Genomic DNA, 14264 nt, shown 5'->3' with positions numbered 1-14264 from the left:
CCCTGTCCCCGACCAGCGGGGGACAGGGCCTTCGTCATGCTCCGCGGGGCCCGGCTCAGGCGTGGTCGCCCGCTCCCACCGGCTGCCGCCGGTCCTCGGGCGCGGTGAGCACGGGCTCCTCGGCCGGCTCCACCGCCACGTGCGGCAGCCACCGGTCCAGCCAGGCCGGCAGCCACCAGTTGGCCCGGCCCAGTACGTGCATCAGCGCCGGGACCAGCACGGTACGCAGGACGAAGGCGTCCATCGCGACCGCACCCGCGAGCCCGATCCCGAACATCGCCATCTGCCGCTCACCCGTGAGCACGAACGCGCTGAAGACACAGATCATGATGACGGCCGCGGAGTTGATGACCCGGCTGGTCTCGGCGAGACCGACCCGCACCGCGCGGGCGTTGTCCCCGGACTGCACCCACTCCTCGTGCATGCGGCTGACCAGGAACACCTGGTAGTCCATCGAGAGTCCGAAGAGCAGCGACAGCATGATCATGGGCAGGAACGCCTCGATGGGTCCGGCGCGGCCCGCGGCGACGGCCTCACCGCCCCAGCCCCACTGGAACAGTGCCACCAGCAGGCCGAACGACGCCGCCGCGGCGACGAGGTTCATCACGGCGGCCGTCAGCGGTACGACGACGGACCGGAAGGCGAGCAGCAGCAGGACGAACCCGAGGGCCACGATCACCCCGATGAACAGCGGCAGCCGGTGCCCGAGTACGGTCGCGAAGTCCTTGAACAGGGCGGTCTGGCCGCCGACGTAGGCGCGCAGGGTCGTACCGCGCTCGGCGGGCGGGATCACGTCGGCGCGCAGCCGGTCGATGAGCCGGTCGGTCTCCTCCGCCTGCGGGGAGGTGGTCGGTACGACGCGGACGACGCCGACCGTCGCGTCGGGTTTCGCCGGCAGGGCCGCGACCTCGGCGACGCCCGGTACCTCCCTGAGCCGGCCGACCAGGGAGTCCAGGGCCTCGTGGTCCCCGGCGGCGGGAGTCTCCGCGACGATGGTGAGCGGGCCGTTGAAGCCGGGACCGAAACCGTCGGCGAGCAGGTCGTACGCCCTGCGTGAGGTGGTGGCCTCCGCGTTGTTGCCCTGGTCGGAGGAGCCGAGGCGGAGCGAGAGCGTGGGGAGCGAGATGGCGGCCATCAGCAGCACGGCGAGCGCCGCCAGCGGCCACGGCCGCCGCTGCACCAGCGCCGACCAGCGCTCGGCGGCGCCGGCCGCACCGGTCCGCGCGGGGCCGTCCGCGGCGAGCCGGCGCCGCTGCCGGCGGCTGAGGACGCGCATGCCGAGGATGCCGAGGAGCGCGGGCAGCAGGGTGATCGAGGCGACCACGGTGAGGACCACGGTGAGGGCCGAGCCGAGGGCCACGCCGTTGAGGAAGGTGAGCCGCATCGTGAACATGCCGAGCAGCGCCACGCACACGGTGCCGCCCGCGAAGATCACGGCCCGGCCCGAGGTGTTCACCGCGCGTACGGCCGCCTCCTCCGGGTCCAGGCCCAGGAGGAGGCCCTTGCGGTGCCGGGTGACCACGAACAGGGCGTAGTCGATGCCCACGCCGAGGCCCACGAGGGTGGCGAGGACGGAGGAGAGGTCGGCCACGGTCATCGTGTGGCTGAGCAGCCCGATCACCGAGACGGCCGTACCCACGCCGAAGATCGCCGTGACGAGCGGCAGGAGCATCCCGAACAGCGAGCCGAAGGCGAGGAACAGGACGACGGCCGCGGCGAGGACGCCGACGAGCTCGGAGGTGTGCCCGCCCTCGTCCTCGGCCAGGTTGACGGCGCTGCCGCCGGCCTCGACCTGGAGCCCGGCTCCCTGCTCGGCCGCCCGGGCGGTGGCCACGAACTCCTTCATCTGCTCCGCGGTGAGCTTGTCGCCGCCCTTCGAGAAGGTGACCGGCGCGTAGGCGGTGCGGCCGTCGGAACTGATCTGCATGGCCCCCGCCTCGGCGAAGGGGCTCTCGACGCTCGCCACGTCGGGCAGCTTCGCCACGGTGGCGAGCATCTGCTCGACGCGCTCCCTGGGGGCGGCGTCCCGTACGGAGCCCTCGCGGACGTGCCAGACGATGGTGTCGGTCTCACCGTTCTGGTTCGGGAACGCCTGGTCGAGCAGTTTCAGGGCGCGGGAGGAATCGGTGTCGGGCAGGTTGAAGTCGTTGGCGTACTTGCTGCCCAGCGCGGACGAGGCGCCCACGGCGGAGACGAGCAGGATCAACCACAGCAGGACGACCGACCAGCGGTGTCGGAAGCACCAGCGTGCGAGTGCGGACATGGCCAAAGGCCCTTTCGGTCAACGGACACGGGAGTGGGACCAGGCTCGCCGCACGAGGTGGAGGGCCCTCTGTGTCCGGCTCGCGCCCGGCTCGTGTCCGGCTCGCGTCCCGGTGGAGTGCGGGGCGCAGGCGCCGGTACACCCGGAATTCGAGGCTTCCTCAAGGCGCCGGGGCGAGTCTGCGCGGCCACTGATCCGAGAAGGGACTTGCGGATGAGCATCATCGAGGACAGTCCGCTGACGGCCGCCGTCTGGCCGCAGGACGAGGAAGTACCGGACGCGCCACCGCAGATGATGCGGCGGCTCGGCGAACTCAAGGTGCTGCGCGCCCGGATCCACGCGGGACCGAGCCCGAAGGCCACCGAGGCGCAGCACGCCAAGGGCAAGCTCACAGCCCGCGAACGACTGGAACTCCTCTTCGACGGAGGTGAGTTCACTGAGGTCGAGCCGTTCAGGCGGCACCGCGCGACCGGCTTCGGGCTGGAGGACAAGCGGCACTACACGGACGGCGTCATCGTCGGCTGGGGTCCGGTTCACGGCCGTACGGTCTTCGCCTACGCGCACGACTTCCGCGTGTTCGGCGGCGCACTGGGCGAGGCGCACGCCCAGAAGATCCACAAGATCATGGATCTGGCCGCGTCGGCGGGAGCCCCGATCGTGGGCCTGTGCGACGGTGCGGGCGCCCGTATCCAGGAGGGCGTCACCGCACTCGCGGGTTACGGCGGCATCTTCCAGCGCAACGTACGCAACTCCGGAGTGATCCCGCAGATCAGCGTCATCATGGGGCCCTGCGCCGGTGGCGCGGCCTACTCGCCCGCGCTCACCGACTTCGTCTTCATGGTGCGCGGCACCTCGCAGATGTTCATCACCGGCCCGGACGTCATCCAGGCCGTCACCGGAGAGGCCATCTCCCAGGACGCGCTGGGCGGCGCCGACGCGCACGCCGCCACCTCCGGCGTCGCGCACTTCGCGTACGACGACGAGGAGACCTGCCTGGAGGAGGTCAGGTTCCTGCTCTCGCTGCTGCCCTCCAACAACCGCGAACTGCCGCCAGCCACCCCTTCGTCGGACCCGGCCGGCCGCCGTACCGACGCCTTGCTCGACATCGTCCCGGTCGACGCCAACCAGGCGTACGACATGCGGGCGGTCATCGAGGAGATCGTCGACGACGGTGAGTCGTTCGAGGTGCACCAGGAGTGGGCGCACAGCGTCATCTGCGCCCTCGCCCGCCTCGACGGGCAGGTCGTCGGCATCGTCGCCAACCAGCCCGCCGCCCTCGCGGGTGTCCTGGACATCAAGAGCAGCGAGAAGGCCGCCCGGTTCGTGCAGCTCTGCGACGCCTTCAACATCCCGCTGGTCACGCTCGTCGACGTGCCCGGTTTCCTGCCCGGGGTCGACCAGGAGCACGGGGGCATCATCCGGCACGGCGCCAAGCTCCTGTACGCGTACTGCAACGCCACCGTCCCGCGCATCCAGGTCATCCTGCGCAAGGCCTACGGCGGCGCCTACATCGTCATGGACTCCCGCTCCATCGGCGCCGACATCTCCCTCGCCTGGCCGGCCAACGAGATCGCCGTCATGGGCGCCGAGGCCGCCGCCAATGTGGTCTTCCGCCGGCAGATCGCGCAGGCCGAGGATCCCGCGGTCACCCGGCAGCAGCTCGTCAAGGAGTACAAGGCCGAGCTGATGCACCCGTACTACGCGGCCGAGCGCGGCCTGGTGGACGACGTCATCGACCCGGGGGAGACCCGTTCGCGCCTCGTCGACGCCCTCGCGGTGCTGCGCCGCAAGGACACGCAGCTGCCGCGCCGCAAGCACGGGAACCAGCCCCAGTGAGCGCGGCGGACACGGACCCCTTCCTGCGGGTCCTGAGCGGAACCCCGACCCCGGCGGAGCTGGCGGCGGTCGTCACGGCGCTCCTCGCCGTCACGCGTACCACCGAACCTCCGGCCCCGGCCGACCGGACGCCCGGCGCCGTATGGTCCCTCCCCGAAGGCGCCGCCCGCCCGGAGGTCTCCTGGACCTCGTGACGCGGCGCGGGGGCCCGGCCGCGGCCGGGCCCCCGCCGTCGGTGTGGTGCCACCTCGGCGCCATCCTCTTCCGTCGTGGCACACGCGCTGACCTGCGATGTCAGGAACGACGGCACATGTGGCGCCAGATTGGCTCGCCATGGCGCCATCTGTGTGTCATGCTATGGGGCATGGACCTCACGCCCTATGTCGCCAGCCTTCGCAACGAGCTCGCGGTAGCAGCCGAAGCCGGTGGTGAAGATGCCCGCGCCCTCGCCGAGCGCATCACCGCGCCGCTGGAGTCGGCCACCAGACTCATCCTGCTGAAGGCCCTGTCGGACGCCATGGGTGAGGTCACCCGCGAGCTCGCCCCGGGTTCGGTCGACGTGCGGTTGCGCGGCCTCGAACCCGAGTTCGTCGTCACCGCGCCGCCCAGGGAGGAGCCCTTCGCGGCACAGGGCTTCGAGGAGATGCACGCCCCGTCCGCCGTTCCGCCCGTGCCGGAAGGGGAGGACGGCAGCACCGCGCGTATCAACCTCCGACTCCCCGGCCACGTCAAGGCCCGTGCGGAGCAGGCGGCCGCGCGAGAGGGGCTCTCGCTCAACGCCTGGATCGTCAGGGCCGTCTCGGGCGCCCTGGAACCCGGCGGAGGACGGCAGTCCGACGGTCCGGCACCCCGGCGCGGCAGCGGCGGCAAGAGCTTCACGGGCTGGGTGAGCTAGGCCGGGCAGCGGCGGGGCCGCGTCGGCCCCGGGGTGCCACGTCGGCGTGCGAGAGGCCGATCACTCTCGCGACTTCTTCACATGACTCACGAGGACGGGACAGCCATGCCTTCTTACGAGACCGAGGGGCCCATCACCGCGACCATCCACGTCGAGGTGGGAGTCGCCCGGATCAGCGCTACGGACCGCACCGACACGGTCGTCGAGATCCGCCCGCGCACCGCCGGCAAAAAGGACGACGTCCGCGCCGCCGAGGACACCAGGGTCGAGTTCGGCGACGGCACGCTGACGATCCGCACCCCGAGGGCGCGCGGGCTGTTCAGTGCACGCGGTTCGGTCACGGTCGACGTCGCACTGCCCCAGGGCTCGCGCCTCCTCGGAACGCTGGAGCTGGGCGACATCACCTGCAAGGGGACGCTGGGCGAGTGCGAGATCCGCACCAGCGCCGGCGACATCCGGCTCGACCAGGCCGGCCCGGTGCGGCTGAAGACGCAGCACGGGGACGTCCGGCTGGACACGGCGACGGGCGACGCCGACATCACCACCGGATCGGGCGACGTCCGGGTCCGGACGGTCGGCGGCAAGGCCGACATCAAGAACTCCAACGGCAACACGTGGCTGGAGGACGTGGCGGGGGAACTGCGGCTGAAGGTCGCCAACGGAAACATCACCGTCGGCCGCGCGCAGGGATCCGTGTCGGCGAAGAGCTCGAACGGCAACGTACGCATCGAGGAAGTGGCGCGGGGCACGGTGGAGCTCCAGACCAAGGCGGGCGACGTCGAGGTCGGGATCCGCCAGGGGACCGCCGCCTGGCTCGACATCAACTCCCAGGCCGGAACGGTCCACAGCGCCCTCGGTTCCGCCGAAGGCCCCGCGGCGGGCGCGGAGACCGTCAAGGTGCACGTGAGGACCGGCCTCGGCGACATCACCGTCCAGCGAGCGCCCGGAGCCTGACGCCGGAGCTCCGCCCCGCGACACCCGTGGAGCAGAGGGGGCGCGACGAGCGCCACGACCGAACGGACGACCCGACCCCGCCCGGGGGCAGGGCTACCGCGCCGGCACGGCGATCATCACGCGCTCCTCACGGAGGTAGAGCTGCTTGCCGTCCGCGTCCGCTGCCAGCAGGTTGGCGTTCGTCTCGTAGCGCCAGACCGCGTGGTGGGAGCGGGAGTCGACGGCCCGCAGGCCGGCCGCGTCGATGCTGTAGACGTGGGTCGCGGTCACCACCGGGGCGATCTCGCGATTCGGGTCCATCCCCTCCCGGGCGGTCTCCGCCCAGCGCAGCGCGCCGCTGCGGGCGTCTACGGCGACGATGCCACGGGTGCCCTCCACGGCGTGGACGACCCCGTCCCGGAGCGCCGGAAGGCCGTACCGGCGCTGGGCGATCACCTTGCCGACGTCGCGGTCCTTTCCGAAGGACCAGGCCACCGTGCCGTCGGCGAGCCGCAGCGCCTGGAGGGTCTCCGCGCCGACGTAGACGTGCTCCTGGTCCGTGACCAGCTCGTGGGGGGTCGCGCCCAGCGCCGACAGCGCGGCGCTCCAGCGCTCGGCGCCGCTGCCCGCGTCGTGCAGTGACACCCGCAGGGCGTCACCCTGCTCCGCCCGCTGCCACAGCAGCACACCGCCGGGTACCGCCTTGGCCCGGACCGGGAGCGGGTGCTGCCGCTTGACGGCGTCCGCGGAGGGCGCCGTCGTCGGCTGCCGCCACAGCTCCTTGCCGGACTTCAGCTGGGCGGCCACCACGAACCACTGCTGGCTGCCCGCCGCCTTGGCGCAGAGGAACACGGTGTCCCCGGCCACGCCGAGGATCTGGTTGAGCACCTGGCCGCCGTCGAAGGCGGGCAGCCGCACGAGCGGCGCCTGCTCGCCGGAGGTGTCCAGGGGCAGCGGCACCACCGCGAGCGCCTTGTCCGCGGCGTCCGGTCTCCTGACCCCGTACAGCGCCGTTCCGTCGGTGGCCGTGCGCCAGGCGCCGTCGTACCCCTGGAACTCCCTCAGGACCTTGCCGTCCTCCGGGGAGAGGCCGACGGTCGTGACCCCCGCGGCCATGACGATCGTGCCGCCCACCCGCACCGGCACACCGTCCACCAGCGGCCGGTTGTTGTCGACCTGCCACAGTGCCTCCGGCGGCGGCTTCAGGGCGGGCGGCCCGGCCTCCGCCTTCTTCTCCTCATCGCCGCGGCCGCCGAGCCAGGCCCACAGCCCGCCTCCCGCCGCGAGCGCCACCGAACCGGCCACCCCGCCCCCGACGGCGAGCAGCCTGCGGCGCGACGTGCCGCCGCTGCCGCCGTCGGCGGCGACCGTGGCCGGCTCTCCGGCGGGCGCCGGCAGCCGGTGCGGCGGCTCCTGCCACACGGCCGCGGCGCGCCGGGCGATCTCCGCGAGCACCGGCTGCGGCAGCGCGTCCGCGAACGGCCCGTCGCCGGGCGCCAGCAGCTCGGCCAGCTCGCCCGACGTGGGCCGCTGCGCCGGGTCCTTGCCCAGAGCGCGGGTGAGTACGGGAACCAGCGCCGCCGGTACGCCGCTCAGGTCGGGCTCCGCGTACCGCACCCGGTACAGCAGGTCCGCGGGCCGGCCGCCGCCGAAGGGGCCGTGTCCGGACGCCGCGAAGACCAGTACACCGGCCAGGGCGAACACATCACCGGCCGGCGAGTGTTCGAGGCCGCCGGCCTGCTCGGGCGACATGAAGGCGGGCGTGCCCGCCGCGGCCCCGGTACGGGTCAGCCGTACGTCGCCGAGGGCCCGCGCGATACCGAAGTCGATGACCTTGGGCCCGGCGGCGGTGACCATGACGTTGGAGGGCTTGAGGTCCCGGTGCACCACGTCGGAGCGGTGCAACTGGCCCAGCGCCCGGGCGAGGTCCGCGCCCAGGGCGCGGACACAGGGCTCGGGCAGCGGGCCGGCGAGCCCGACGGCCTCGTCGAGCTGCGGCCCGATGACGTACTCGGTGGCCAGCCAGGGCGTCGCGGCCAGGGCGTCCGCGGCGAAGACCCGGGCCCCGTAGCGGTCGCCGATGACCCGGGCCGCGTCCGCCTCCAGCCGGAACCGGGAACGGAAGGTGGGGTCGGCGGCGATCCGGGCGTGCACGGTCTTGAGCGCGACCGTCCGGCCCGCCGCCGAACGGGCCAGGTAGACCGTGCCCATGCCGCCGCTGCCGAGCCGGGCGAGCAGCCCGAAATCGCCGAGCCGCTGCGGATCGTCGTGGGTGAGGGGGGCGAGGGGGGCGCGCGGAGCGTGCCGGGCCGGGACGGACATCGGGTCAGTGAACCTTCCGGGCCGTGGCGAACGCCCCTTGCGGGGACGGGAGTTCCACGGCGAGCAGTGCGGCGGACTGGGCGGCGAGCGCCGCGACCACCCGGCCCGGCAGGGGTACGGCCGCGTGGTCGAGGACCGTGCCGGCCGCCGGATACGCGTCCTGCGCAGGAGGCGCGCCCGCTCCGGGGGACACGAGTGCGCGCAGCACGTCCTGCGCCGACTGCGGCCGGACCGCCGGATCGGACGACAGGCAGGATCCGACCGGCGTCCGCAGGCCCGGCGGCAGTTCGCTCTGCTCGGGCACGGTGTGACCGGTCGACGCGTAGGCCAGGACGGCGCCCAGGGCGAAGACGTCCCCGAGCGGCCGCGGCCGTCCGCCCGAGGCCTGCTCCACGGCCAGGCAGCCCGGATCGAGCCCGGGCAGCCCGGCCCGCCGCACCCCGTCGGGAGCCGCGGCCCGTACGGCGCCGAAGCAGGTCAGCAGCGGCCCGCCCGCGGTGACCAGGACGGCGGCCGGTGACAGCCCCGCATGCGTCACCCCCTGGGCGTGCGCGGCGGCCAGCGCCTCCGCGAGCGCGGCGCCGAGCCTGCGGACGGTCTCCTCGGGCAGCGGCCCGCCGTAGGCGGCGAGTACGGCCGGCAGCGGCAGCGCGGGCGTGTACGGGGCGGCGTACCAGGGGAACCCGGCCGTGCCGCCCACCTCCGCGACACCCAGGAACCGGGGCACGGACAGCCGCCGGGCGCCCTCGGCCTCGATCGCCCACCTGGACGGATCGGCGCCGACCCGGGGCACACAGACCAGGACGGTGCGCTGCCCGTCGGCGGTGCGCCCGAGGTAGCGGCGTTCGGGGACGGTGCGTTCGGCGGAGTCGCTGTCGAGCCGCGCCAGGATCACGTACGGCCCGACGTGTGACGGGTCGTCCTGCCGAAGGCGTTCCATGCGCGGGGTCTCCCGGGTCGGTTGCTGAGTCCCGAGCCTAAGCCGTGCAGGTCGGAGCGGGGGAACCGGGTGGAACCGGGCGGCGCGGCCGGATGCGCGGCCGACAGGCCGGCCGACGGTGCGTCAGGCGGAGCGTCAGGCGGCCCGGCGGCCCGGTACGGCCGGTCCGAGGGGCTCAGTCGATGGTGGGCATGGCCGTGAGTTTCCCGTCGTTGACGAGGAAGACGCGGTTCCCCGCGCTGGACATGCCCCAGGGCCCCCGCGATGCGGCCGACCACGTCCAGTACCGGCGGCCGCTGACGACGGAGTGGGCCGCGACGCCCCGGCCGTCCCCCTGGACGACCCAGATCGTACGGGCCTCCACGACCGGGGGATTGTGCGGCTGCGGGCCCTTCGCCCCGCGCTCCAGCGGGAGCGCCCCGCCGAGCTCGGTGAACACCTGGCACAGCGCCGTACCGTCCATCGCGAACACCTGGTCGCGCCACGAGACCGCCGGGCCCCAGCCGCCCGCCCCCTTCTGCGGTGCTTCGGTGGCGTCGGTCTCCTTCTCCTTCCACACCGCGGTGCCCGTTCTGAGGTTCAGGGCCGTCAGGCTCCGGCCGCCGAGGTAGACGACGTCGTTCACGACGAGCGGCTGCAGGGCGGACCTGGACTGGTCGCCGAGCCGCCAGGCTGTCGCTCCGGACGCGGTGTCGACGGCCACGACGTCGCCGTCGGCGCCGAAGACGACGAGTCGGCCGTTTCCGGCCGCGGCCCGCGGCCCGGGTGCCTCCACGGCGGCCTCGGGGAGCGGTACCGTCCAGCGGATCCGGCGCCCGGCGATGTCCACGGCGCGCAGTTTCCCGCCGCGCGTCACCAGGTAGACCGCCGACTCGTCCGCGGCCAGGACGCGGCCGGTGTCGGCGTCCTTCACCGACCATGCCTGCCTGCTGGTGGAGGCCTCGAAGCCCAGCAGCGCCCCGTCGGAGCCCGCGGTCGCGAACCGGTGCTCGGGCAGGGCGACGAGTCCGGCGGCCGGACGGACGCCGGGCAGCCGCCACTTCTCCTTGCCGTCGGTCGTCAGCCGGGCCGCCAGACCGCCGCCGGCGGCGGCGAAGACGACCACGTCGAGCACGGGCAGCGGGGTCGTCACCACCCCGTCCACGGCCTGGGCCGCCACGGGCAGCGGCCCCCACAGCTCGCGCGGGGCGGTGCCGTGGCTCCCGGCGAGGATGTCGAGCGGTTCCGCCTTCTGGGCCAGCCCGGCCGCGGGGATCTTGCGCGGTTCCTCGCGCAGCAGCCACCAGGCGCCCGTGGCCCCGCCCGAGGCGGCGAGTACGCCCCCGGCCGCGAGCGCGGTGCGCAGCAGCCGTCGGCGGGACGGCCCGGTACCGGCCCCGGGCCCTTGCCCGACGACCGTGGCCTGCCGGTCGGCCTCGGCTCCCCGGCGCTCGATGTCCTCGGCCAGGGCTCCGGCGCGCCAGATCCGGTCCGCTCCCGGCGGCGGGGCGAAGGCGCCCGCGATCTGTTCGGGGGTCGGGCGGTGCGCGGGGTCCTTGGCGAGGCAGGGCGCGATCAGCGGCCGCAACTCGGGCGGAACGGAGTCCAGTCGCGGTTCCCCGTGCACCACCTCGTACTGCACGGCGGCCACATGGGTCCCGTCGAAGGTGCGCTGTCCCGTGGCCGCGTACGCGAGGACCGCGCCCAGCGAGAAGACGTCCGCGGCCGGGCCGACGCGCCGGCCGAGCACCTGCTCGGGGGCGCCGTACCCCGGCGTGACCGGCACCTGGCCGGTGGTGGTGAGCGTCAGCCCGTGCTCGGGGCGCGCGATGCCGAAGTCGATGACGCGCGGTCCCGCCGAGGTGAGCACGATGTTGGCCGGCTTCAGGTCGCGGTGGACCAGCCCCGCCGCGTGGATGTCCCCCAGGGTGGCGGCGAGCGAGGCGGCGAGGGCGCGGACGCCGTCGGCTCCGAACGGCCCGTACCGGCGCACGGCGTCGTCGAGGGTGGGTCCGGACAGGAACTCGGTGGCGATCCAGGGCCGGCCGTCGTGGTCGTCGGTCCGCGCGTTCAGGACGCGGGCGACGCCGCCGCTGGTGACCGCCCGGGCGGTGTGCGCCTCGCGCAGGAAGCGCTGGGCGAGGTGCGTGTCGTGCGCGAGTTCGGGCAGCAGCACCTTGACGGCCGCGGTGCGGCCGCCGTCCTCCCGGCCGAAGTACACCTTGCCCATGCCGCCTTCGCCGAGGACGCCGAGTACGCGGTACGGGCCGAGCCGGATCGGATCTCCGGCGCCGAGGGGTTCCATGTGGTGCTGCTTCCTCTGTTTTTTCGCTCCGTGCCCGCGGGTTCGCGGCTTCGCGGGCACGCGGGTTCGCGGGTTCGCCCCACGTCAGTGACCGACGGGGAGGCCGTTCGGTTCCTTGATGCGCTTCATGATGATCTGCGAGTTGACCTCGGTGATGCCGGTGAGGGCCGTGAGCTTCTCGATCCACAGGCGCTCGTAGGCCCGCAGATCGGCGACGGCGATCCGCAGCAGGCAGCCGGGGCTGCCGAAGAGCCGGTAGGCCTCGATGACGTCCGGGATGTCCTGGAGGGCCGCCTCGAAGGCCTCGACCGCCTCCCGGTCGCGGCGCACCTCGACCGAGACGAGCACCTCGAAGCCGCGGTCCACCGCCTCGGGGGAGATCACGGCGCGGTAGCCCTGGATGACCCCGTCCTGCTCCAGCTGGCGCACCCGGCGCATGCAGGGGGAGGGGGTGAGTCCCACGCGTTGGGCGAGTTCCTGGTTGCTCAGGCGGCCGTCGGCCTGGAGCTCGCGCAAGATATCCCGATCAATGGCGTCCATGACGCAATTATCACCCAGCGTTTATGAACAGGGCTGGAGGAATACGCAATCACATTGCGCGTAGATCGCTCTATCATTGCTGCTTTGAGTACATATGTACGAGTGACGTACTAGTGACACGAGTGACACGAGTGAAGGGCGGCCACGGCCGATGGGACGGATCGTCGTGATCAGCACCGGCGGGACGATAGCCAGCCGCTGGCAGGGTTCCGGCTTCGCAGCGGACGCCGACGGGAACGAGGTGATCGCCACCGCACCACTCCCCGAGGGCATCACCGTCGAACTGGTCGACCTGTTCAGCGTGAACAGCCCGCGGCTCACCACCGCACACCAGCTCACCCTGCTCCGCACCGTGCACGAGGTGCTCGCCGACCCCGGCGTGGACGGCATCGTCGTCACGCACGGCACGGACACCCTGGAGGAGTCGGCGTTCCTCCTCGACCTCCACCACCACGACCCGCGCTCCGTGGTCTTCACCGGCTCCCAGCGCCCCATGGGCACCGCCGACGGGGACGGACCGGGGAACCTCTACGACGCCCTGCTCACCGCCGCGAACACGCGCGGGCTCGGCGTACTGATTTCCTTCGCCGGACGGGTGCACGCCGCCCGCGGCACCGTGAAGACGCAGGCCGTGGAATTGGACGCGTTCGCCGACCCGTCGAAGGAACTCCTCGGGAAGATCGGCTTCGGCAAGGTCACCGTCCTGCGCACCCCGCAGCGCCCGGCGGCGCTCCCGCTGCCCGCGATGCCTGAGCTCCCGCCGCGCGTGGACGTGGTGGTGCACCACGCCGACGGCGACCCGGTCCTGCTGAACGCCGCCGTCGAGGCCGGCGCCCGCGGCGTCGTCCTCGTCGGGACCGGTGCGGGCAACGCCACCCCGGAGATCGTGGAGGCCGTCCGGGCCGCCGTCGGCCGCGGGGTGCTGGTCGCGCTGACCACCCGGGTCATGGCCGGACCGGTCACCGAGATCTACACGCACGGCGGCGCGGTCGACCTCGTGGCGGCCGGAGCCGTCCCGACCGGCACCCTGCGCGCCGGCCAGGCCCGCATCGCGGTCCTGTCCGCGCTGCTCGCCACGGACAACAAGGTCGAGCAGGCCCGCATCCTGCGCGAGGCGCTGGGCGCGGGCGGCTCGGTGCTCGTCGGGGCATGATCCGCCGGGGAGGCGCGGGCGACGGCACGCGCCGGTCCGCTCGGGCCCGCCCGTCCGGCCCCCGTCACGACTGACGGGACGGCGCCCACCGGCCCCCGTCCCGCCGTGTCAGTTCCCGAACGCCGCCAGGATCCGGTCCGCCGCCGATGTCGGCGTCACCGTGCCCGCCCGGACCGCGGACTCCAGGTCCGGCGCGAGCTCCCGTACGGACGGGTCCGCCCGCAGCCGTTCCAGCAGCTCGTCGCGGACCATCGACCAGGTCCACTCCACCTGCTGGGCCGCCCGCTTCGCCGCCAGCCGGCCGCCCGCGTCCAGCAGGGTCCGGTGCTGCTCCAGCCGGCTCCACACCTCGTCCAGCCCGGTCGACTCCCGCGCGCTGCACGTCAGTACGGGCGGTGTCCAGGCCGCGTCCACCGGGTGCATCAGCCGCAGCGCGCCCGCCAGTTCGCGGGCCGCGGCCTTCGCGTCCCGCTCGTGCGGGCCGTCCGCCTTGTTCACCGCCAGGACGTCGGCCAGCTCCAGGACGCCCTTCTTGATGCCCTGCAGCTGGTCGCCCGTACGGGCCAGGGAGAGCAGCAGGAAGGAGTCGACCATGCCCGCCACCGTGGTCTCCGACTGGCCCACGCCGACCGTCTCGACGAGGACCACGTCGTAACCCGCGGCCTCCATCACGATCATCGACTCGCGGGTGGCCTTGGCGACCCCGCCCAGCGTGCCCGCCGAGGGCGACGGGCGCACGAACGCCGCCGGGTCCACCGACAGCCGCTCCATCCGGGTCTTGTCACCCAGGATGGAGCCGCCCGTCCGCGTCGACGACGGGTCCACCGCGAGCACCGCCACCCGGTGGCCGAGTCCCGTCAGCATCGTGCCGAACGCGTCGATGAAGGTGGACTTGCCCACCCCCGGCACCCCGCTGATGCCGATCCGCCGGGCCCGGCCCGCGTGCGGCAGCAGCTCCGTCAACAGGCCCTGCGCCAGCACCCGGTGCGCGGGCAGGGTCGACTCGACGAGCGTGATCGCGCGCGCGATGAACGCGCGCTTCCGGTCGAGCACCCCCTTCGCGTAGGCCTCGATGTCGATCCTCGCCATCGCGGCCGG

11 protein-coding genes are annotated in these 14264 nt (G+C 73.6%); 5 read left to right on the top strand and 6 right to left on the bottom strand.

Features of this window, described 5'->3' with window-relative positions; translation table 11 throughout:
• Positions 1-55: 55 nt before the first annotated feature.
• Complete coding sequence (locus Sspor_RS12750; protein ID WP_202199239.1) at positions 56-2263, bottom strand: MMPL family transporter; 2208 nt, start codon at positions 2261-2263, stop codon at positions 56-58.
• A gap of 213 nt (positions 2264-2476) precedes the next feature.
• Between Sspor_RS12750 and Sspor_RS12745 the strand changes: the two genes are divergently transcribed.
• The 4 genes from Sspor_RS12745 (at position 2477) to Sspor_RS12730 (ending at position 5948) form a co-directional block, all read left to right on the top strand.
• Positions 2477-4099: an acyl-CoA carboxylase subunit beta gene (locus Sspor_RS12745; protein WP_202199238.1), complete on the top strand. Its 1623-nt coding sequence runs from the start codon at positions 2477-2479 to the stop codon at positions 4097-4099.
• Positions 4096-4293, top strand: a complete 198-nt coding sequence (locus Sspor_RS12740; protein WP_202199237.1) for an acyl-CoA carboxylase subunit epsilon — start codon at positions 4096-4098, stop codon at positions 4291-4293. The genes Sspor_RS12745 and Sspor_RS12740 overlap by 4 nt, the downstream gene beginning before the upstream one ends.
• 170 nt (positions 4294-4463) lie before the next feature.
• Positions 4464-4994 (top strand): YlcI/YnfO family protein, encoded by a 531-nt coding sequence (locus Sspor_RS12735; RefSeq protein ID WP_202199236.1) that lies wholly within the window; start codon positions 4464-4466, stop codon positions 4992-4994.
• Between the two features lie 105 nt (positions 4995-5099).
• The gene (locus tag Sspor_RS12730; RefSeq protein ID WP_202199235.1) at positions 5100-5948 is read left to right on the top strand and encodes a DUF4097 family beta strand repeat-containing protein; all 849 of its coding nucleotides are present in this window, start codon (positions 5100-5102) and stop codon (positions 5946-5948) included.
• A gap of 93 nt (positions 5949-6041) precedes the next feature.
• Here the strand turns inward: Sspor_RS12730 and Sspor_RS12725 are convergent, their stop codons facing one another.
• The 4 genes from Sspor_RS12725 to Sspor_RS12710 all read right to left on the bottom strand — a co-directional run bounded on the left by Sspor_RS12725 (position 6042) and on the right by Sspor_RS12710 (position 12013).
• Positions 6042-8249 (bottom strand): serine/threonine-protein kinase, encoded by a 2208-nt coding sequence (locus tag Sspor_RS12725; RefSeq protein WP_202199234.1) that lies wholly within the window; start codon positions 8247-8249, stop codon positions 6042-6044.
• A 4-nt stretch (positions 8250-8253) separates the two neighbouring features.
• Positions 8254-9189, bottom strand: coding sequence for a protein kinase family protein (locus tag Sspor_RS12720; protein WP_202199233.1), 936 nt, complete (start codon positions 9187-9189; stop codon positions 8254-8256).
• 175 nt (positions 9190-9364) lie between these two features.
• Entirely contained in the window at positions 9365-11473 is a 2109-nt protein-coding gene (locus Sspor_RS12715) for a serine/threonine-protein kinase (RefSeq protein WP_202199232.1), read from the bottom strand.
• Positions 11474-11557: 84 nt separating this feature from the next.
• On the bottom strand, positions 11558-12013 hold the full coding sequence (locus Sspor_RS12710; protein WP_030713058.1) for an Lrp/AsnC family transcriptional regulator: 456 nt from the start codon (positions 12011-12013) through the stop codon (positions 11558-11560).
• A 151-nt stretch (positions 12014-12164) separates the two neighbouring features.
• On the opposite strand from Sspor_RS12710, the gene Sspor_RS12705 reads away from it, so the two are divergent.
• Entirely contained in the window at positions 12165-13166 is a 1002-nt protein-coding gene (locus Sspor_RS12705) for an asparaginase (RefSeq protein WP_202199231.1), read from the top strand.
• A 108-nt stretch (positions 13167-13274) separates the two neighbouring features.
• On the opposite strand, the gene meaB is transcribed toward Sspor_RS12705, so the two are convergent.
• The gene (gene meaB / locus Sspor_RS12700; protein ID WP_202199230.1) at positions 13275-14255 is read right to left on the bottom strand and encodes a methylmalonyl Co-A mutase-associated GTPase MeaB; all 981 of its coding nucleotides are present in this window, start codon (positions 14253-14255) and stop codon (positions 13275-13277) included.
• Positions 14256-14264 lie beyond the last annotated feature (9 nt).

It is taken from the genome of Streptomyces spororaveus (assembly GCF_016755875.1).
Taxonomy (GTDB): Bacteria; Actinomycetota; Actinomycetes; order Streptomycetales; family Streptomycetaceae; genus Streptomyces; species Streptomyces spororaveus.
The sequence above is the reverse complement of the archived record's forward strand: the minus strand, read 5'-3'. Positions and strand labels throughout refer to the sequence as shown.